This is a genomic window from Jiangella endophytica (assembly GCF_003427025.1).
Classification (GTDB): domain Bacteria; phylum Actinomycetota; class Actinomycetes; order Jiangellales; family Jiangellaceae; genus Jiangella; species Jiangella endophytica.
In genome coordinates this window covers 147,385-165,081 of the sequence record NZ_QVAI01000002.1, presented here as the reverse complement: position 1 = coordinate 165,081, position 17,697 = coordinate 147,385, and the positions used below count along the sequence as shown (strand labels likewise).

Here is a 17,697-nt window from a genome sequence, read left to right as displayed (position 1 = left end):
GGAGCATGAGTGCGGACAGAGAGCGTGCCGTGGTGTCCGGGGTGCCGGCCGACCTGCTGATCGGCGGTGAGTGGCGGGCCGCGTCGTCCGGCGAGCGGTTCGGCGTCGAGGACCCGTCCACCGGCGAGGTCGTCACCACCGTCGCCGACGCCACGCCCGACGACGGTCTGGCGGCGCTGGCGGCCGCTGCCGAGGCGCAGGCCTCGTGGGCGGCCACCCCGCCGCGCGAGCGTGGCGAGCTGCTGCGCCGCGCGTTCGAGGCCGTCACGGCGCAGGCCGACGACCTCGCGCTGATCATGACGCTCGAGATGGGCAAGGCGGTCAAGGAGTCGAAGGCCGAGATCGCCTACGCCGCGGAGTTCTTGCGCTGGTTCTCCGAGGAGGCCGTGCGCATCAGCGGCGGCTACTCGGTCGCGCCCGCGGGCGGCAGCCGGCTGCTCACCATGAAGCAGCCGGTCGGGCCGTCGTTCTTCATCACGCCGTGGAACTTCCCGATGGCCATGGGCACTCGCAAGATCGCCCCGGCCATCGCGGCCGGCTGCACCATGGTCGTGAAGCCGGCGCACGAGACGCCGCTGTCGATGCTGGCGCTGGCGCGCATCCTGCGCGAGGTGGGCCTGCCCGACGGCGTCCTCAACGTCATCCCGACGACGTCGAGCGGCGCCGTGTCCGAGCCGATCATCCGCGACCCGCGGCTGCGCAAGCTCTCCTTCACCGGTTCCACCGCGGTCGGACGCACGCTGATCGAGCAGTCCGCGCGGCAGGTGCTCCGCGTCTCCATGGAGCTGGGCGGCAACGCGCCGTTCCTCGTGTTCGACGACGCCGACCTCGACGCCGCCGTCGACGGCGCCATGCTGGCCAAGATGCGCAACGTCGGCGAGGCGTGCACCGCGGCCAACCGGTTCCACGTCCACGAGTCCGTCGCCGCCGAGTTCACCGACAAGCTGGCCGAGCGCATGACGTCGCTGCGGGTCGGCCGTGGCACCGACGACGGCGTCGACGTCGGCCCGCTGGTCAGCGCCAAACAGCGCGGCGCCGTCGAGGAGCTGGTCGCCGACGCCGTCGACCGCGGCGCCAAGGTGGTCACCGGCGGCAGCCGCACCGGCGACGCCGGCTACTTCTACCAGCCCACCGTCCTCGCCGCCGTCCCCGACGACGCCCGGCTGCTGACCGAGGAGATCTTCGGCCCGGTCGCCCCCGTCACCACGTTCTCGACCGACGACGAGGCGGTCGCCCGCGCCAACGCCACCGAGTACGGGCTGGTCGCGTACGTCTTCACCCGCGACCTGCAGCGGGCGCTGCGAGTCAGCGAAGGACTCGAGGCGGGCATGGTCGGTCTCAACGCCGGCATCGTCTCGAACCCGGCCGCCCCCTTCGGCGGCGTCAAGGCCAGCGGGTTCGGCCGCGAGGGCGGCGCCGAGGGGATCGAGGAGTACCTCGAGACCAAGTACGTGGCGATCAGCCTTCCCTGAGCACCGGGGCGGGAGTACGTTCGCGTAGGTGCGACACGACCACCACGGGCGGACGCATCGCCTGGAACTCGACGACCAGACGCTGCGCGAGTGGGACTGCACGGTCCTCGCCAGCGACCCGGAGGAAGGGCTGGTCCTCGACCGGTCCGCGTTCTACCCGGGCGGCGGCGGCCAGCCGCCGGACCACGGCGTCCTGATCTGGGGCGGCGTCACCACCCGCATCGTCGGTGTCCGCCCACGCGACGACCTGTGGCTGGTGCCCGACCCCGACGATCCGCTGCCGCCGGTCGGGACGCAGGTCCGCGGCGCCGTCGATGACGAGCGGCGCAGCCTGCTGATGCGCACGCACTCCGGGCTGCACGTGCTGTGCGGCGTCATGGCGCGCGACTTCGGCGTGCCGGTGACCGGCGGCAACATGGAGCCCGGCCAGGCCCGCCTCGACTTCGACCTCGCCGAGGTGCCGGCCGGGTTCAAGGAGAGCCTCACCGAGAGGCTCAACGCCGAGGTGGCCGCCGATCGCGTCATCGACGTCCGGGTGCTGCCGCGCGCCGACGCGTACGCGCTCGGCCCGATCGTCAAGACCGCCACCGACCTGCTGCCGCCGGACCTCCAGGACATCCGGCTGGTCGACATCCGTGGCCTCGACCTCCAGGCCGACGGCGGCACCCACGTCGCGTCGACCAGACAGATCGGCCGGGTCGAGGTGGCCAAGGTCGAGAACAAGGGCCGCGGCTTCCGCCGCATCCGCCTCAAGTTGGTCGACTGAGCCGCCTTCGAGTGGTGATCGGTAGGCGCACGGCGCTCGTCCGGTACCTCGGCACCGGGTCGCGCCACGTGCACCTGGACCTCGACCCCGACTGCCCGCCGGACCCCGATCCGGACGTCCGCTGTCCGCTCGAAGGCGATCTGGCGTGAGGCGTCCGGCGCGCCACTCGATCAGTGGCCGGCGGCGCCGTCGATGGCCTCGCGCAGGAGGTCGAGATGGCCGCAGTGCCGCGCGGTCTCCTCGACGAGTTGCAGGACGGCGTAGCGCAGGTCGAAATCGTGTCCGTCGCGGCCGGCGACGTCGTCGAGGGAGTGGGCCGTGACGATCTCGTTGGAGCGGGCGCACTCGGCGAGGTAGCTGCGGACGACGGTGGCCAGCGACTCGCCGGGCGCCAGCTCGAAGCCGCCGTCGTCGCCGGCCCAGGGATCGGTGACCTCGGGCAGTGCCGCGAAGGTGAACGCGAACCACCACCGCTCGACACCGATGAGGTGGCGGACGATGCCGGCCGGAGTGAGCGTGCTCGGCGCGACGGGCGCCGTGGTGGCCTGCACCAGGCTCAGGCCGGCCACGTTGTTGACCACGGTCTCGCGCAGGAAGTCGAGACGCAGGATCAGGGCCTCGCGCTCGTCGGCCCGCAGCGGCGGCACGACACGCTCGAGCGGCACTACCGAATCGGCGTCGGTCATCGGCCTCACCTCGTGAGACGACCGTAGCGGACGTCGCGGACAGAACACCGGCGCAGCGCCGGGCTGCCCGCCACGATTTGAAGAATTCTTCAATTGCGCAGATGATGGAGCGATGCCGGTCCCGTTGCACCAAGCCAAGGCGGAGTTCTTCCGCATGCTCGGTCACCCGGTCCGCATCCGGGTCCTCGAGCTGCTCCAGGACGGTGCGGTGCCGGTACGCGAGCTGCTCGAGCAGATCGACGTCGAGCCGTCGAACCTGTCCCAGCAACTGGCGGTGCTCCGCCGCTCGGGCATCGTCACCTCCGCGCGCGAGGGGTCCACCGTCGTCTACGCGATGGCCGGGCCCGACGTCGCCGATCTGCTGCGCGCGGCCCGCCGTATCCTCACCGAGCTGCTCGCCGGTCAGCGCGAGCTCCTGCAGGAGCTGGAAGAGGAAGCCGCCGCCGCCCGATGAACCGGGCGTGGTCCCGGGTCCGGTCGGTCCTGCCCACCCGCGCCGACCTTGCGAGCATGCGCCGGCAGCCACGGCGCGACCTGCTGGCCGGGGCCACCGTCGCGGTCGTCGCGCTGCCGCTCGCGCTCGGGTTCGGCATCTCGTCCGGTCTGGGCGCGGCCGCCGGCATCGCGACGGCGGTGGTCGCTGGTGCGGTGGCGGCGTTGTGCGGCGGGTCGAACCTGCAGGTCTCCGGGCCGACCGGCGCGATGACCGTGGTGCTGGTACCGATCGTGCACCAGCACGGCGCCGACGGCGTCCTGATGGTCGGACTGCTGGCCGGGCTGCTCCTCCTGGCACTGGCGGTCGCCCGGGCCGGCCGGTATATGGCCTACGTGCCGGCGCCCGTGGTCGAGGGCTTCACGATCGGCATCGCGGCGGTCATCGCCCTGCAGCAGGTGCCGGCCGCGCTGGGGGTGCCGGTGCCCGACGGTGACCGCGTGGTCCTGGTGGCCGCCGAGGCGGTGCGCGACTTCGTGGCCGCGCCGGACTGGGTCGCGATGGGCCTGGCCGCCGGCGTCGCCGCGATCATGCTGGCCGGCGCGCGCCGGCGCCCGTCCGTCCCGTTCTCGCTGATCGCGGTCGTCGCCGCCACCGTCGTCGCCGAACTGGCCGCGTTCGACGTCGCGCGCATCGGGGCGCTGCCGGCCGGGCTGCCCGCGCCGTCGCTCGACTTCGTCGACCCTGCCGTGCTGCCGGACCTGCTCGCACCCGCCGTGGCGGTCGCGGCGCTGGCCGCGCTGGAGTCACTGCTGTCGGCCACCGTCGCCGACGGCATGAGCGTCGACCAGCGGCACGACCCGGACAAGGAACTGTTCGGCCAGGGCCTCGCCAACGTCGCCACCCCGCTGTTCGGCGGTGTTCCGGCGACGGCCGCGATCGCCCGGACGGCGGTGAACGTGCGTTCGGGCGCGGTGTCGCGGCTGGCCGCGCTCTCGCACGCGGTGCTGCTCGCGGTGGTCGTGTTCGCCGCCGCGTCGGTGGTCGGGCGGATCCCGCTGGCCGCGCTGGCCGGGGTGCTGCTGGCGACGGCGGTGCGCATGGTCGAGGCCGGCTCGGTGCGGGCGATGCTGCACGCCACTCGGGGCGACGCCCTCGTGCTGGTCCTGACCGCGGTCGCGACGCTGGCGCTGGACCTGGTGCAGGCGGTCATCCTCGGTCTGGTCGCGGCCGGTGCGCTCGCGCTGCGCGCCGTCGCCCGCAACGTCAGACTCGACCAGGTCCCGCTGCACGACGACATCCCCGCCGACCACGGCGATGAGGAACGGGCGCTGCTGACCTCGCACGTCGTCGCGTACCGGCTGGACGGGCCGCTGTTCTTCGCCGCCGCGCACCGCTTCCTGCTGGAGCTGTCCGAGGTCGCCGACGTGCGGGTGGTGATCCTGCGGATGTCGCGGGTGACGACGATCGACGCCACCGGCGCACTGGTGCTCAAGGACGCCATCGAGCGGCTGGAGCGCCGGCACGTCGTCGTGCTGCTCTCCGGGTTGCGCGGCGGTCACGCGCGCCCGCTGGACCGGCTGGGCGTCATCTCCCGGCTACGCGACCAGGGCCGGGTGTTCGCCGGCACGCCCGAGGCCATCGGGTACGCGCACGGCCTGCTGGCGGCCGGTCAGAGCAGCCGGTAGGTCTTGCAGGCGTCGGTGAGGTCGCTCGCCGACGTGAACAGGTGCGCCCGCATGCCCACCGCCGACGCGCCCCGCACGTTCGCCGCGGAGTCGTCGAGGAAGAGCACCGACGACCGATCGACGCCCAGCACCCGCAGCACGTGCATGAACACCCGCAGGTCCGGCTTGGCCACGCCGATGTCCGCGGAGTTGAACACCTGGTCGAAGTCGCCGGCGATACGCAGCTCGGCCAGTTCGGCGCCGACGCGGTCGGTGCCGTTGGTGAGCAGGCAGACCCGCAGCCCGGCCACCCGCAGCTTGCGGACGATGCCGAGCACCTGGCGGTCGACGGACGGGCGCTGTGTCGCCCACGCGGTGGCGGCGACCGGCCCGACGATCTCGGCGACGCGGTCGACCCACTGCGCGCGGGTGATGCCGCCGGTGACGACGGACTGGAGCAGCCGTGGCTCGAACGCCGTCTCGTACAGCTTGCCCGGCGGCAGGCCGGAGCCCTTCTCGATCGCCTCCGTCGCCGCCGGATCGTAGTGGCGTACGACACCGTCGAGGTCGAGCAGGAGGACGTCGATCAGACCCATGAGGACGAATCGTGCCAGGAACGATCATCCGGCGACAGCCGGACTCCGGCACCCGGGACGGTCACATCGCCAGATCCAGGTTGGCCCGGCCGTCGACCGGCGACGACGCGAGCGCGTCCTCGCGGCGCGGGATGCGCCCGGCCAGCGCGGCGTCGCGGCCGGCCTCGACCGCGAGCCGCATCGCCCGGGCCATGCGGACGGGATCGGCGGCCCGGGTGACCGCGGTGGCGAGCAGGACGGCGTCGCAGCCCAGCTCCATCGCCAGCGCCGCCTCGGACGCGGTGCCGACACCGGCGTCGAGGATGACCGGCACCGACGCGTCGGCGACGATCGCGGCGATGTTGCGCGGGTTGAGGATGCCGAGACCGGTGCCGATCGGCGCGCCGAGCGGCATGACGGCCGCGCAGCCGACGTCGGCCAGCTTGCGCGACAGGATGGGGTCGTCGTTGGTGTACGGCAGCACCGTGAACCCGTCGTCGACCAGCTGCCGGGCCGCCGACACCAGCTCGATGGGGTCCGGCAGCAGCGTGACGTCGTCGGCGATGACCTCGAGCTTCACCCAGTCGGTCTCGCACGCCTCGCGGCCCAGCTTCGCCGTCAGCACCGCCTCGGCGGCGGAGAAGCAGCCGGCGGTGTTCGGCAGGACCCGGATGCCGTTGCGCTGCAGCAGCTCCCAGACCGACCCCTCGCCGTTCGCCTGCACCCGGCGCAGCGCGACCGTCGTCAGCTCCGTGCCGGACTCGAGCAGCGCCGCCTCCAGCCCGAGCAGGCTGGGCGCGCCACCGGTGCCCATGATCAGCCGCGACGACAGCGGCACCCCGGCGATGACGAGGGGGTCGGTGGACATGTCAGCCTCCTTGGACGGCGGTGATGATCTCGATCTTGTCGTCGGGGTGCAGCGGCGTCGCGGCCCAGTCGGCGCGGGGCACGACGATCTGGTTGACGGCGACGGCGATGCCGCGGTCGCTGAACGTTCCGTCGGGCTTGGTCATGGTGCGCAGCACGACGTCGCCCAGCGTCGCGTCGGAGTCGAACGCGACGACGTCACCGTTGATCGTCACCACCGTGGTCATGTGGGTCCTCCCGTCACAGTCGCGGCGAACCGGCGCGGATCCGCGGCCGCGGCCCACTCCGGCACCGTTCCCGCACGGTACCGAGCCGCGAGCGCCGAGGCGGTGAGCGGCGCGAGGAGGATGCCGTTGCGATAGTGACCGGTCGCCAGCAGCAGGCCCGGTATGCCGGAATCGCCGATCAACGGCAGGTTGTCCGGGCTGCCGGGGCGGGCCCGCGCGGTCAGCTCGGTCAGTGGCAGCTCGTCGATGCCGGGTACCAGCGCCCGGGCGTCGCGCAGGACCGCGAACGTGCCGCCTGCGGTGACCTGACGGTCGTCGGGCTGCTCCTCGCTGGTGGCGCCGACGACGACCTCGCCGCCGGGCCGCGGGACGAGGTAGACCGGCCGGGCCTGCACGAAGCCGCGGACCACCCGGCCCAGCGTGAACCCCGGCTGCCCGGACGCGTCGAGCCGCAGCAGCTGCCCCTTGACCGGCCGGGTCGGCACGCCGGCGAGCCCGGGCAGCGTGCGGGCCAGCTCGCGGCTGGCCCAGCCGGCCGCCAGTATCACCGACCCGGCCCCGTGCCGGGTGCCGTGGTCGTCGACCACGCCGTCCACCCCGCCCGACGGGGCGGGGCTCAGCTCGGCGACCCGCCGGCGGACGACCGCCACGCCCCGGTCGGCCAGGACCGACAGCAGCGCCGCGTGCACCCGGCGTGGGTCGGCCTGGTGCTCGTCAGGCGTCCACGTGGCACCGGCCAGCCGCGGGCCGAGCAGCGGTTCCATCCGCCGGGCGTCGTCGACGGTGATCTCCTCGATCGGCAGCCCGAGACCGCGGCGCAGCTCCAGCAGCCGGCGCAGCTGCTGCCGGTCGCCGGAGTCGTACGCGACGGTCAGCGTGCCGGTGCGCCGGAACGCGAGGTCGGCGCCGGTGGCGTCGGTCAGCTCGGCGGCGAAGTCCGGCCACGACCGCGCCGACGCCACGTTCAGTGCGGTCAGGTGGTCCTCGCCGAACTCGGCCTCGGTGACGTCGGCCAGCATGCCCGCCGCGGCGTAGGTGGCGCCGTCGCCGGGCGCCGGGTCGAAGCACGCGACCGTCAGTCCGAGCTGGGACAGCCGCCAGGCGACCGAGGCGCCGATGATGCCGCAGCCGACCACGGCCACGTCCACACTCACGTCGATGCTCCCTCCGCTGGCATGACCCAGTTCAGGTTCAACGGTCGGCCTGCTGGCCCTCTCAGCCCTGCCGTCAGGGCTCCCGTGCACTGTCCACCGTACTCCCCGGCTCCGCACCGGGCCGTGGCAGACTCCGCCTGTGACCACGCCACCCGACGCGACGACGGCGGCGCTGCGGCGCCACCGGCTGGCCGACGCCCGGCTCTACCTGTGCACCGACGCCCGGCGCGCCCGCGGCGACCTGGAGTCGTTCCTGCACGCGGCACTGTCCGGCGGGGTCGACATCGTCCAGTTGCGCGACAAGTCCTTGGACGCCCGCGCGGAGCTGGAACTGCAGCCGCTGGTGGCCGAGGTCGCGGCGCGGTACGGCGCGCTGGTCGCCGTCAACGACCGCGCCGACCTCGCCCAGCTGACCGGGGCGGCCGTTCTGCACACCGGCCAGGAGGACCTGCCGGTCGCGGCGAGCCGGCGGCTGCTCGGGCCGGACGTGCTGCTCGGCCGGTCGACGCACTCCGTCGAGCAGGCCGCGGTGGCCGAGGCCGACCCGGACGTCGACTACTTCTGCGTCGGACCTGTCTGGCCGACGCCGACCAAGCAGGGCCGGCCGGCGGTCGGCGTCGAGACCGTTCGAGCGGTCGCCGCGACGGCGCCGGCCACACCGTGGTTCGCCATCGGCGGCATCGACGAGCGCAGCGTCGCCGAGGTGGTCGACGCGGGTGCCCGACGGGTGGTCGTCGTCCGGGCCATCACCGCCGCGGACGACCCGGAGGGCGCGGCCCGGCGGCTCCGGGCAGCGCTGCGGGTGTGAGACCTCAGCCGGCTCGCAGCTCGGCGTAGTCGGGGTGCCGGTCGAGGAAACCGGCGACGAACGGGCACTGCGGAACCACCTTCAGGCCGCCTTCGCGGGCGTCGTCGAGCAGGGCCCGGGCCAGCGCGCCGCCGACCCCCTTGCCCTCGGCGGCCTCCTCGACCACGGTGTGCAGGGCCACGATCTCGTCGTCGCGGCGGGCGTAGGTGAGTTCGCCGACCCGGAGTCCGTCCAGGTAAGCGGCGTAGCTGCGGGCGGTCCTGGTGATCTCGATGCTCACGCGCAGTCGCCTCCAGGGGGATGCTGGATCGATGCCACAGATGCTGCATGATCATTTCTACTCGTGCCGGTGACCCTTCGCACCGATCTTCCCGATGCGCAGCGATCACCGATCTGCAACCGTAACGCACGGGCCGGACAGTCCGGACGGGCTCGGCTCGCCAAACCGGTCCGGAGGCTGCCACGATGCACGGATGCGCCTCGATCACGTCTCGTACGCGGCTGGACCGGACGGACTCGACGCCACCGCGGAGCGGCTGGCCGGTGAACTGGGAGTGGAGCTCGTCGACGGCGGCCTCCATCCGCGGTTCGGCACCCGCAACCGCGTGCTCCCGCTGGCCGGTGGGCACTACCTCGAGGTGGTGGCGGCGCTGGACCATCCCGCCGTCGACAAGGTGCCGTTCGGTCAGGCGGTGAAGGCGCGGTCGGAGGCCGGCGGCGGCTGGCTCGGCTGGGTGGTCGCGGTCGACGACCTCGCGCCGATCGAGGAGCGGCTGGGCCGTCCCGCCGTCGACGGCCACCGGGTCCGGCCCGACGGCTTCGACCTGGTGTGGAGGCAGATCGGCGTCATGGGCCTGATGAACGACCCGCAGCTGCCGTTCTTCGTGCACTGGGAGTCCGACCCCGCCGAGCACCCGTCCAAGGGCGGCCACGACGTCGAGCTGCTCAGTCTCGACATCGCCGGAGACCCGCACTTCGTCACGGCCTGGCTGGGCGAGCCCGAGGACCACCCGCTCGACGACGTCGACGTGCGGTGGCTGCCGGTGAACGGCGGGCCGGGCGTGCGGTCGGTGCGGTTCAGCACCGGCCACGGAGAGATCACGGTCTGAGCCATGGTCACCATCACCGTCGCCGGGACGGCACAGCGGCCGCTCCCGGCCGAACGCGGCACCGTCCACCTGCGCGCCACCCGCGAGGCGCGCCGCTCGGCCGACGTCATCCCGTTCGTCGTCGATCTGCACGCGCGGCTGTCCGCCGACGCGGAACGCTACGTGACGGCGGGCGCGGCGACCCGCTGGTCGGCCGACCAGCTGTACGTGTCGACCGTGCAGCGATACCGCCGCGACTCCGACGTCAGCGAGACGTTCCAAGTCGCGGCCGCCGGCGTGGCCGTGAGGTTCGCCGACTTCGTCGCGCTCTCCACCTGGGTCACCGACGTGGGCGCCGTCGACGGCGTGGTCGTCGACGGCGTCGAGTGGGAGCTCACCGAGGCGCGCCGCCGCGAGGTCGAGCGCGAGGTGCGGGCCGAGGCCGTGCGCGACGCGCAGGACCGCGCGGCCGGCTACGCCACCACGCTCGGGTTCGCGACGGTCGAGGTGGAGGCGCTGTACGAGCCGGGCCTCCGGCCGCACGAGCAGCCCGGCTGGGAGGGACGCGGGCCGTTCAAGATCGTGCAGATGGGTGCCGCCGACCACGGCGGTCCGTCGGTGTCGCTGCGCCCGGAACGGATCGTGGTGTCGGCGACGATCTCCGCCGACTTCACCGCGTCCTGATCCGGGCGCAGCACGCCGTCACGCGTCGCGCTTCTTGAACAGGTACCAGGCGACAGCCAGGATGAGCGCGACGAACGCCGCGAACACGCCACCGGACTCCCAGCGGCTCAGCGGGTCGAACTCCGGTCCGCCGTTCGCTTCATACGGGCTCGTGGCCAGCAGCCGCCCACCGGCCGAGAACGGCAGGAACTTCAGCGCCGGCTGCAGCCAGTCCAGCGCCGGCACCAGCGACAGCCCGGAGATCAGCCCTTCGACCAGCAGCGGCGTGACCAGCAGCACGACGATGGCGCTCGGCACACCGCGGAACAACTGGGCGAGCGCGAGCCCGCAGATGGCGTACAGGACCACCAGCAGGAAGTAGCCGGGGATGACCTCGTCGAGCGGGTTGTCGAACGACGGCAGCTCGCCCCAGAAGATCAGCCCGAGACCGAGGTTGACCGCCAGCGACACCGCCACCACCAGCACGGACCACAGGCTGACGATGACGATCTTCGCCAGCAGCAGCCGGGACCGCTGCGGGATGGCCGTCAGCGTCGGCTGGATGGTGCCGTGCCGATACTCGTGGCCGGTGGAGAAGACACCGATGATCGACATGAACACCGGGATGAACGTGGCGAACTCGGCGCCACCGGTGAGCACCTGGGCCGTGATGTCGACGTCGAGCGGGTCGTTGCGCGTGGCGTAGGCGATGATGAACGCCACGCCGGCCGTGATGAGCACGCCGATGCCGCTCAGCCAGTAGGTCGAGCGCAGGGTGCGCAGCCGCACCCATTCGAAGCGGAGCGCGCTGCTCATGCCGCACCTCCCGCGGTCGGGCCGCCGGGTTGCACCGGCGGGACGGGTGGTGCCGCGGGCGGACCGGCCTGGTGCGCCGGGGCCGGCGCGGAGCCGGGAGCGCTGCCGGCCGGCCCGAGGTCGTGCGCGACGTACTCCTCGGACTCGCCGGTCGCGGTGATGAAGGCGGTCTCCAGCGAGGCGGTCTGGGTGACCAGTTCGTGCAGCATGACGTTGTTCTGGAAGGCCAGTTCGCCGACGGCGGCGGTCTCGATGCCGGACACCCGCAGGGCCGGCGACGGAGCCGGCGCCGCGGCCGGGTCTGCGCCCGGCGCGTGGCGATCCTCGGGCACCTCGTCGACGGTGACGCCGTCGACCCGGCGCAGCAGCTCGGCCAGCTGGGCCGCCTGCGGGCTGCGCACCAGCACGCTGGACTGGGTGAAGTCGCGGACGAAGCCGTCGACGTCGCCGTTGTAGATCATCTTGCCGCGGCCGATGACCACCAGCTGGTCGGCCATCAACGCCATCTCGGACAGCAGGTGGCTGGAGACGAAGATCGTGCGGCCCTGGTCGGCCAGCGACTTGAGGACGGTGCGCAGCCAGTGGATGCCGCTGGGGTCCAGGCCGTTGGCCGGTTCGTCGAGGATCAGCGTCTTCGGGTCGCCGAGCAGGGCCTGCGCCAGGCCGAGCCGCTGTGCCATGCCGAGGGAGAAGTTCTTCGGCTTCTTGTTCTTCACCTCGGTGAGGCCGACGAACTCGAGCACCTCGTCGACCCGGTGGTATGCGATGCCGCTGCCCGCGGCCAGCATCCTCAGGTGGTTGCGGGCGGTGCGGGTCGGGTGGAACGCCTTCGACTCGAGCACGGCGCCGATCTCACGCATCGGGTGCATGATCGTGCCGAACCTGCGACCGTCGAACAGCGTCTCGCCGCCCCCGTTGTCGAGGTCGAGCATGAGCCGCATCGTCGTCGACTTGCCCGCGCCGTTGGGTCCGAGGAAGCCCGTCACCATGCCGGGACGCACCTCGAACGACAGATGATCGACGGCGGTCTTCGCGCCGTATCGTTTGTGTAGCCCCTTGGCCGTGATCATGATCTCCCGATCGTTGGTCGGTCGCTGCGAACCTACCCGCTGAGCGGCCCCGGCCAGCTCATTCGCGCTGCGGAAGGTGCGTGTCCGACCTCAGGAGGAGGGGCAAGCCCGGCGAACCCGGATGATCAGCCGGCGCGCAGCGCCTGGCGGGCCAGCCGGCCGGCCTGGGCGCCGTAGGAACCGCCGAAGAGCACGGCGTGGACGAGCGCCGGATGCAGCTGATGCAGCGGCAGCCGTTCGCGCCAGCCCGCGGCCAGCGGCCAGGCCTCGTCGTAGGCGGCGAGGACGCGGTCGAGGTGCGGCAACCCGAACAGCGTGAGCATGGCGAGGTCGGTCTCGCGGTGCCCGCCGTGCAGGGCGGGATCGACGAGGTAGGCGCCGGTCTCGGTCCACAACACGTTGCCGGCCCAGAGGTCGCCGTGGATCAGCGCAGGCGGTTCGGCCGGGCCGGCCAGCCGGGGCAGCTCGGCGATGACCTTCTCGACGTCGGCGACGGTGCGCTTGTCGACGGTGCCGGCCTTGCGGGCCGTGCGCAGGTACGGCTCGAGGCGTCCGTACGCCCACAGGTCCGCCCAGTGCCGCCATGGACCCTGGGGCAGGTCGAGGCTGCCGATCCAGCCGGCGCCGTGGGCGGAACCGAACACGTCGGTGCCGTGCCGGTGCGTCGCGGCGAGGGTTCGGCCGAACCGTTCGGCGGCCGCCGCGGACGGGACACCCGTCGTGACCCATTCGAGGACGAGGCAGCGTTCGTCGTGCGCGAGCACCTGCGGGACGGGGACGCCGCCTCGGGCCGCCGCCAGTCGCTCCAGGCCGAACGCCTCGGCCCGGAAGAATCCCTCCGGAGCGCCGGCCCGGGTCTTCACGAAGACGGTGCGGCCGTCGCCGAGCCGGGCTCGCCGCGCCTCGCAGATGGAACCGCCGCCGACCGGGGTGAGCGATTCGACGGCGGTGCCCAGCAACGTGTGCAGATGCTCACTGTCGACTGGGCTCACCGCCCGGCACGTCGAGTTCGATCTCCTCGCTCACAGCCGTCACGAAGCCGTCGGACGCCCGCTCGATCATGAGCAGGACCCGCTCGAACGCCGCGGCGTCGCCGTAATAGGGGTCCGGGACCTCGGTGTCGTCGCCGGCCTCGGCGTCGGGGTCGTAGCTGCGCAGCAACTGCACCTTGGCGCGGGCGTCGTCGTCGGGAGCCAGCGTGCTGAGGTCGGCGAAGTTGTCGCGATCGAGGGCCAGCACGAGATCGACGTCGGCGAACCACTCACGGCGGAACTGCCGGGCCCGGTGGTCGCTGCCGTCGTAGCCGTGGTCGTGCAGCGCGGCGAGGGCGCGCGGGTCGGCCTGCTGGCCGGCGTGCCAGCCGCCGGTGCCGGCGGAGTCGACCGTGACGAGGTCACCGAGGCCGGCCCCCTCGAGGCGGTGACGCAGCACGAACTCGGCGATGGGCGACCGGCAGATGTTCCCGGCGCAGACGACGCAGACGCGGTATGGGGTGCTCGGGTCGGTCACGGCCGGGCGCCTCAGCGGCGCTGGCGCGCCAGCTCCCCGACGGCCAACGCGAGCTCGGTGGCCAGATCGAAGGACCGCTCGTGGTTCGGGTTGCTACGCATCCACAGACAGATGGTCTGCACGACGGCGCCCGACCACGCGGGATCACGGCGCAGCGCGTGCCGGACCGACACCGGACGTGGCGAGAAGGAGGTGACATCGAACCACTGGCCGTCGGCGAAGGCGAGCATCGGGTTGCCATGCGGATCGTCGTAGACGACCTCGTAGACCATCGAGCCCGTCAGCGCGTGCCGGTTGGTGTCGGGTTCCGGATATCCCGGCGGCGTGGTGACCGCGAGAGGTACCGGTCGCGACGGAGAGGTGCCGCGATCCGGGTGCCGGGCGCGCTGATGGCCCGAAGGAGGTTGTTCGGTCAGAACCGATCCGACGGGGCCGTAGCCGATCGTCATTTGTTCACCATGCCCACACTGAGTTCAGGGCACAACGAACCCCCGTGGCGCCAGCAGAAACGGGCGCCTATCCGTCGTGCAGAGGATGCTAGGGCCAAAGGTACGTCAAACATCGGCCCAGCGGAAGAAGGGTCGTATCAAGTTGGCGTTAAGGCCCACTCCACGACGACGGACGGACGACCGGCCGTGCCCCGTTCGTCAGTTCGGCAACAACAGATTCAGGATCCAGCTGACGAACGAGACCACGAGCGCACCGAGCACCGCCGACCAGAAGAAGTCGTCGACGTGGAACGGCACGTCGAGCACGTCGGCGATCCACGAGGTCAGCTCGAACATCAGCGCGTTGACGATCAACGTGAACAGGCCGAGAGTCAAGATCAACAATGGCAGTGACAACAACTGGACCACTGGTTTGATGAACGCGTTGACGAGTCCGAAGATCAGGGCCACGACAAGCAAGGTCAGTAGCTCGCTTGACGTGCTGTCAGAGCTGATGGTCACGCCGTCGACGATCCGGGTCGCCACCCACAGGGCGAATCCGTTGACGAGCAGGCGGATGATGAAGGACGTCACGGCTGCCGAGCGTACACATCGGAGGCCCTCCGTGGGAGCGGCTATCGTGCGGAACATGAGCGGTTCCCAGGTGCGCATTCGCAAGGCTCTCGACGGTCTGCCGTCCTACAAGCCGGGCCGGCCGGCGGCGCCGGGCGCCGGTGCGGAGCCGGCGTTCAAGATCTCGTCGAACGAGAATCCGTACCCGCCGCTGCCGGGTGTGCTGGAGGCCGTCGCCGCGTCCGCGGGGTCGCTGAACCGCTATCCGGACATGTTCGCCACCGGCCTCGTCTCGGCGCTGGCCGACCGCTTCGACGTGCCGCCGGAGCACGTGGCCACGGGCACCGGCAGCGTCGGCGTGCTCCAGCAGGTCGTCCAGGCCACCGCTGCCGAGGGCGACGAGGTGGTCTACGCATGGCGGTCGTTCGAGGCGTACCCGATCGTGGTGGGCATCTCCGGCGCCACCGCCGTGCAGGTGCCGCTGGCGCCCGGTGCGCGACACGACCTCACGGCCATGGCCGACGCCATCACCGATCGCACCCGCGTGGTGTTCGTGTGCACGCCGAACAACCCGACCGGTCAGGTCGTGACGCGCGCCGAGCTGACGGCGTTCCTGCGCCGGGTGCCCGAGGACGTCCTGGTGGTCGTCGACGAGGCGTACCGCGAGTTCGTCCGCGACCCCGAGGCCGCCGACGGCATCGAGGCCTACCGCGAGCACGGCAACGTGTGCGTGCTGCGGACGTTCTCGAAGGCGTACGGTCTCGCCGGGCTGCGGGTCGGCTTCGCCATCGCGCACGACGAGGTGGCCGACGCGCTGCGCAAGACCGCGGTGCCGTTCGGCGTCTCCGGCATCGCCCAGCGGGCCGCCGTCGAGTCGCTGGCCCGCGAGGCCGAGCTGCTCGAGCGGGTCGAGGCGCTGGTCGGGGAGCGGACGCGGGTGTACGACGCCCTGGTGGGGCAGGGGTGGGAGATACCTCACACCGAGGCGAACTTCGTGTGGCTGGCGCTGGGTGGGCAGACCGTCGACTTCGCCCGCTTCTGTGAGGACGCGGGGCTGGTCGTGCGGCCTTTCGCGGGCGACGGCTGCCGGGTCACGATCGCCGAGCAGGAGGCCAATGACAGGCTCATTCGACTGACCGGCGAGTGGAAGGCACGCTGACGCGACCTCCGAGCACTGATCCCAGGACGCTGGGCGAATGAGCACGGACGGCGTCCTGCGTTCGGGGGGCGAGACGCCGGACGCCGTCCGTGCGGTCTATGGCTACTGCGTCAGCAGCAGAAGTCTCCAGGGCTCGCGGTCGGCGAGAAGGCGGCAACCGCAGGTGCGCTCACCGTGAACGTGAGTGCGAACGATGCGACAACCGCGATCACAACTCGCTTGGCACGCCCCATCTAGATCGAACTCCTAAAGTCGGCATTTGGACTGGCAAAATGTGACTGACTGTAGTCCAATACTGTCATGACAGAAGACCAGCCAGCAACAGTGGACGAGGCGCCGCTTCCGACGCCCGTCGGGCAGCGTATCCGATCCCGCCGGTTGGAGCTCGGTCTCTCCCAGGCAGAGATCGCAGAGGGCATGCTGTCCCCCAGTTACGTCTCGCTCGTCGAGAGCGGCCGCCGCCAGCCGGCGTCGTCCGCGCTCGCGCACATCGCCGAGAGGCTGCGCATCGACGTCGAGTACCTGCGCGACGGCGTCGACGCGTCCGTCCGCACCAAGGCCCGCCTGGCCCTGGGCCGCGCCGAGATGGCGCTGCGCGAGGGCCGGCCCGAGGAAGCCTACGAGCAGTTCACCACGCTGGTCGGCGATCCGGGTCTGAACGACGAGCAGAGCCGCGCCGCCCGTCTGGGCCGGGCACTGGCCCGCGAGCGCACCGGCGACCTCGAGGGCGCCATCGAGATCCTCAGCGAGCTGGCCGACGAAGCGCGGCAGACGCCCGCGGTGCAGTCCTGGCTCGACGTCGCCATCGCGCTGACCCGGTGCTACGACCGCGCCGGCGACTACGACATGGCCATCCAGGTCGGCGAGGAGGCCCGCCGCGCGGCCTTCGACCTCGGGCTCGAGAGCACCGACGAGTACATCCGCCTCGGGTGCACGGTCCTCGGCGCCTACTCCGGCCGCGGCGACCTCGTGCGCTCCAAGGCGCTCGCCGCCGAGCTGGTGGCCGCCGCCGACCGCATCGGCACGCCGCACACTCGCGGCGCGGCGTACTGGAACGCCTCGCTCATCGCGGAGTCCCGCGGCGAGCTGGCGCTGGCGCTGAACCTGGTCGACCGCGCGCTGGCGATGTTCGGCGAGGGCGACGACCTCCGCAACCTCGCCCGGCTGCGGCTGGCACACGCCTGGCTGCTGCTCCAGGGCAGCGAGCCTCGGGCGCAGGAGGCGCTGACCATCCTCGACGGCGTCGAGGCGGCCATCCGCCAGCATGGCAGCGCCACCGACATCGCCAGCTTCGGCACCAAGCGCGCCGAAGCCCTGCTGCGCCTCGGCCGGCTGGACGACGCTCGCGACGCGGCCGACCTCGCGCTGCGCGAGCTCGGCGACCAGCCGCGGATGGGCGGGGCGCTCGCGCGGCTCACCCTGGCACGGGTGCTGCGTGCCCAGGGCGACGTCGAGCAGAGCATCCGCGAGGCGGCACTGGCGGCTTCGGCGCTCGAGTCCATGGGGGCGTCGCGCGTGGCGGCGCTGGCCTGGCGTGAGCTGGCCGACCTCTACCGCGACCTCGGTCGCACCGACGCGGCGCTCGATGCCTACGACAACGCGCTGCGGTCGGTCCGCGTGGGTCCGCACATCCCGGCCGGTCTCGCCGACGAAGCCGTCACCGGGGGTCTCGACGGCCCGCTCGGTCTCTCGTCGGCCTCGGCCTGACGGTCACAGGCACCTCGCAACACACCGAT

General features: G+C 72.3%; 22 protein-coding genes and 1 riboswitch. Of the genes, 10 read left to right on the top strand and 12 right to left on the bottom strand.

Going from position 1 to position 17,697, the window contains the following annotated elements:
• The first annotated feature begins 5 nt into the window (after positions 1-5).
• The 3 genes from DZA62_RS05125 to DZA62_RS37150 are packed head-to-tail and all read left to right on the top strand — an operon-like array spanning position 6 to position 2,387.
• Entirely contained in the window at positions 6-1,472 is a 1,467-nt protein-coding gene (locus tag DZA62_RS05125; RefSeq protein WP_116947722.1) for an NAD-dependent succinate-semialdehyde dehydrogenase, read from the top strand.
• Between the two features lie 28 nt (positions 1,473-1,500).
• Positions 1,501-2,238, top strand: a complete 738-nt coding sequence (locus DZA62_RS05120) for an alanyl-tRNA editing protein (RefSeq protein WP_116947721.1) — start codon at positions 1,501-1,503, stop codon at positions 2,236-2,238.
• A gap of 14 nt (positions 2,239-2,252) precedes the next feature.
• A complete protein-coding gene (locus DZA62_RS37150; protein WP_269813845.1) occupies positions 2,253-2,387 on the top strand; it encodes a hypothetical protein in 135 nt (44 codons plus the stop codon).
• A gap of 21 nt (positions 2,388-2,408) precedes the next feature.
• Here the strand turns inward: DZA62_RS37150 and DZA62_RS05115 are convergent, their stop codons facing one another.
• Positions 2,409-2,924 carry a DinB family protein gene (locus DZA62_RS05115; protein WP_157987486.1) on the bottom strand — a complete coding sequence of 172 codons (516 nt, stop codon included), beginning with the start codon at positions 2,922-2,924 and terminating at the stop codon, positions 2,409-2,411.
• A 112-nt stretch (positions 2,925-3,036) separates the two neighbouring features.
• Between DZA62_RS05115 and DZA62_RS05110 the strand changes: the two genes are divergently transcribed.
• Entirely contained in the window at positions 3,037-3,378 is a 342-nt protein-coding gene (locus DZA62_RS05110; protein WP_116947719.1) for an ArsR/SmtB family transcription factor, read from the top strand.
• Positions 3,375-5,045, top strand: a complete 1,671-nt coding sequence (locus tag DZA62_RS05105; protein WP_116947718.1) for a SulP family inorganic anion transporter — start codon at positions 3,375-3,377, stop codon at positions 5,043-5,045. The genes DZA62_RS05110 and DZA62_RS05105 overlap by 4 nt, the downstream gene beginning before the upstream one ends.
• On the opposite strand, the gene DZA62_RS05100 is transcribed toward DZA62_RS05105, so the two are convergent.
• The 4 genes from DZA62_RS05100 to thiO all read right to left on the bottom strand — a co-directional run bounded on the left by DZA62_RS05100 (position 5,030) and on the right by thiO (position 7,847).
• On the bottom strand, positions 5,030-5,620 hold the full coding sequence (locus tag DZA62_RS05100; protein ID WP_116947717.1) for an HAD-IA family hydrolase: 591 nt from the start codon (positions 5,618-5,620) through the stop codon (positions 5,030-5,032). The two genes, DZA62_RS05105 and DZA62_RS05100, sit on opposite strands and share 16 nt — an antisense overlap.
• A 61-nt stretch (positions 5,621-5,681) precedes the next feature.
• Entirely contained in the window at positions 5,682-6,467 is a 786-nt protein-coding gene (locus tag DZA62_RS05095) for a thiazole synthase (protein ID WP_116947716.1), read from the bottom strand.
• A 1-nt stretch (position 6,468) separates the two neighbouring features.
• Positions 6,469-6,693, bottom strand: coding sequence for a sulfur carrier protein ThiS (gene thiS, locus DZA62_RS05090; protein ID WP_116947715.1), 225 nt, complete (start codon positions 6,691-6,693; stop codon positions 6,469-6,471).
• Positions 6,690-7,847 carry a glycine oxidase ThiO gene (gene thiO / locus DZA62_RS05085; protein WP_116948136.1) on the bottom strand — a complete coding sequence of 386 codons (1,158 nt, stop codon included), beginning with the start codon at positions 7,845-7,847 and terminating at the stop codon, positions 6,690-6,692. The genes thiS and thiO overlap by 4 nt, the downstream gene beginning before the upstream one ends.
• A riboswitch (TPP riboswitch) is annotated at positions 7,839-7,943 on the bottom strand. Its footprint overlaps the gene before it by 9 nt.
• 43 nt (positions 7,944-7,986) lie before the next feature.
• Between thiO and thiE the strand changes: the two genes are divergently transcribed.
• Positions 7,987-8,655: a thiamine phosphate synthase gene (gene thiE, locus DZA62_RS05080; RefSeq protein ID WP_116947714.1), complete on the top strand. Its 669-nt coding sequence runs from the start codon at positions 7,987-7,989 to the stop codon at positions 8,653-8,655.
• A 4-nt stretch (positions 8,656-8,659) separates the two neighbouring features.
• Here the strand turns inward: thiE and DZA62_RS05075 are convergent, their stop codons facing one another.
• Positions 8,660-8,935, bottom strand: a complete 276-nt coding sequence (locus DZA62_RS05075) for a GNAT family N-acetyltransferase (protein ID WP_198663437.1) — start codon at positions 8,933-8,935, stop codon at positions 8,660-8,662.
• A 193-nt stretch (positions 8,936-9,128) separates the two neighbouring features.
• Here DZA62_RS05075 and DZA62_RS05070 point away from each other — a divergent pair, with 193 nt between their 5' ends.
• Both DZA62_RS05070 and DZA62_RS05065 read left to right on the top strand, forming a co-directional pair.
• Positions 9,129-9,764 (top strand): VOC family protein, encoded by a 636-nt coding sequence (locus DZA62_RS05070; RefSeq protein ID WP_116947712.1) that lies wholly within the window; start codon positions 9,129-9,131, stop codon positions 9,762-9,764.
• A 3-nt stretch (positions 9,765-9,767) separates the two neighbouring features.
• Positions 9,768-10,427 (top strand): SIMPL domain-containing protein, encoded by a 660-nt coding sequence (locus tag DZA62_RS05065; RefSeq protein WP_116947711.1) that lies wholly within the window; start codon positions 9,768-9,770, stop codon positions 10,425-10,427.
• A gap of 18 nt (positions 10,428-10,445) precedes the next feature.
• Here the strand turns inward: DZA62_RS05065 and DZA62_RS05060 are convergent, their stop codons facing one another.
• The 6 genes from DZA62_RS05060 to DZA62_RS05035 all read right to left on the bottom strand — a co-directional run bounded on the left by DZA62_RS05060 (position 10,446) and on the right by DZA62_RS05035 (position 14,823).
• On the bottom strand, positions 10,446-11,222 hold the full coding sequence (locus tag DZA62_RS05060; RefSeq protein WP_116947710.1) for an ABC transporter permease: 777 nt from the start codon (positions 11,220-11,222) through the stop codon (positions 10,446-10,448).
• Positions 11,219-12,292: an ABC transporter ATP-binding protein gene (locus DZA62_RS05055; RefSeq protein ID WP_116947709.1), complete on the bottom strand. Its 1,074-nt coding sequence runs from the start codon at positions 12,290-12,292 to the stop codon at positions 11,219-11,221. Before DZA62_RS05055 ends, DZA62_RS05060 begins: the two co-directional genes overlap by 4 nt.
• A 125-nt stretch (positions 12,293-12,417) precedes the next feature.
• Complete coding sequence (locus tag DZA62_RS05050) at positions 12,418-13,284, bottom strand: fructosamine kinase family protein (RefSeq protein WP_198663436.1); 867 nt, start codon at positions 13,282-13,284, stop codon at positions 12,418-12,420.
• Positions 13,265-13,801, bottom strand: a complete 537-nt coding sequence (locus DZA62_RS05045; RefSeq protein WP_116947708.1) for a low molecular weight protein-tyrosine-phosphatase — start codon at positions 13,799-13,801, stop codon at positions 13,265-13,267. The genes DZA62_RS05050 and DZA62_RS05045 overlap by 20 nt, the downstream gene beginning before the upstream one ends.
• 11 nt (positions 13,802-13,812) lie before the next feature.
• Positions 13,813-14,250 (bottom strand): hypothetical protein, encoded by a 438-nt coding sequence (locus DZA62_RS05040; protein ID WP_116947707.1) that lies wholly within the window; start codon positions 14,248-14,250, stop codon positions 13,813-13,815.
• Between the two features lie 198 nt (positions 14,251-14,448).
• Positions 14,449-14,823, bottom strand: coding sequence for a phage holin family protein (locus tag DZA62_RS05035; RefSeq protein ID WP_116947706.1), 375 nt, complete (start codon positions 14,821-14,823; stop codon positions 14,449-14,451).
• Positions 14,824-14,878: 55 nt separating this feature from the next.
• Between DZA62_RS05035 and hisC the strand changes: the two genes are divergently transcribed.
• Positions 14,879-15,961 (top strand): histidinol-phosphate transaminase, encoded by a 1,083-nt coding sequence (gene hisC / locus DZA62_RS05030; protein WP_116947705.1) that lies wholly within the window; start codon positions 14,879-14,881, stop codon positions 15,959-15,961.
• 300 nt (positions 15,962-16,261) lie between these two features.
• The gene (locus DZA62_RS05025) at positions 16,262-17,668 is read left to right on the top strand and encodes a tetratricopeptide repeat protein (RefSeq protein WP_116947704.1); all 1,407 of its coding nucleotides are present in this window, start codon (positions 16,262-16,264) and stop codon (positions 17,666-17,668) included.
• Positions 17,669-17,697 lie beyond the last annotated feature (29 nt).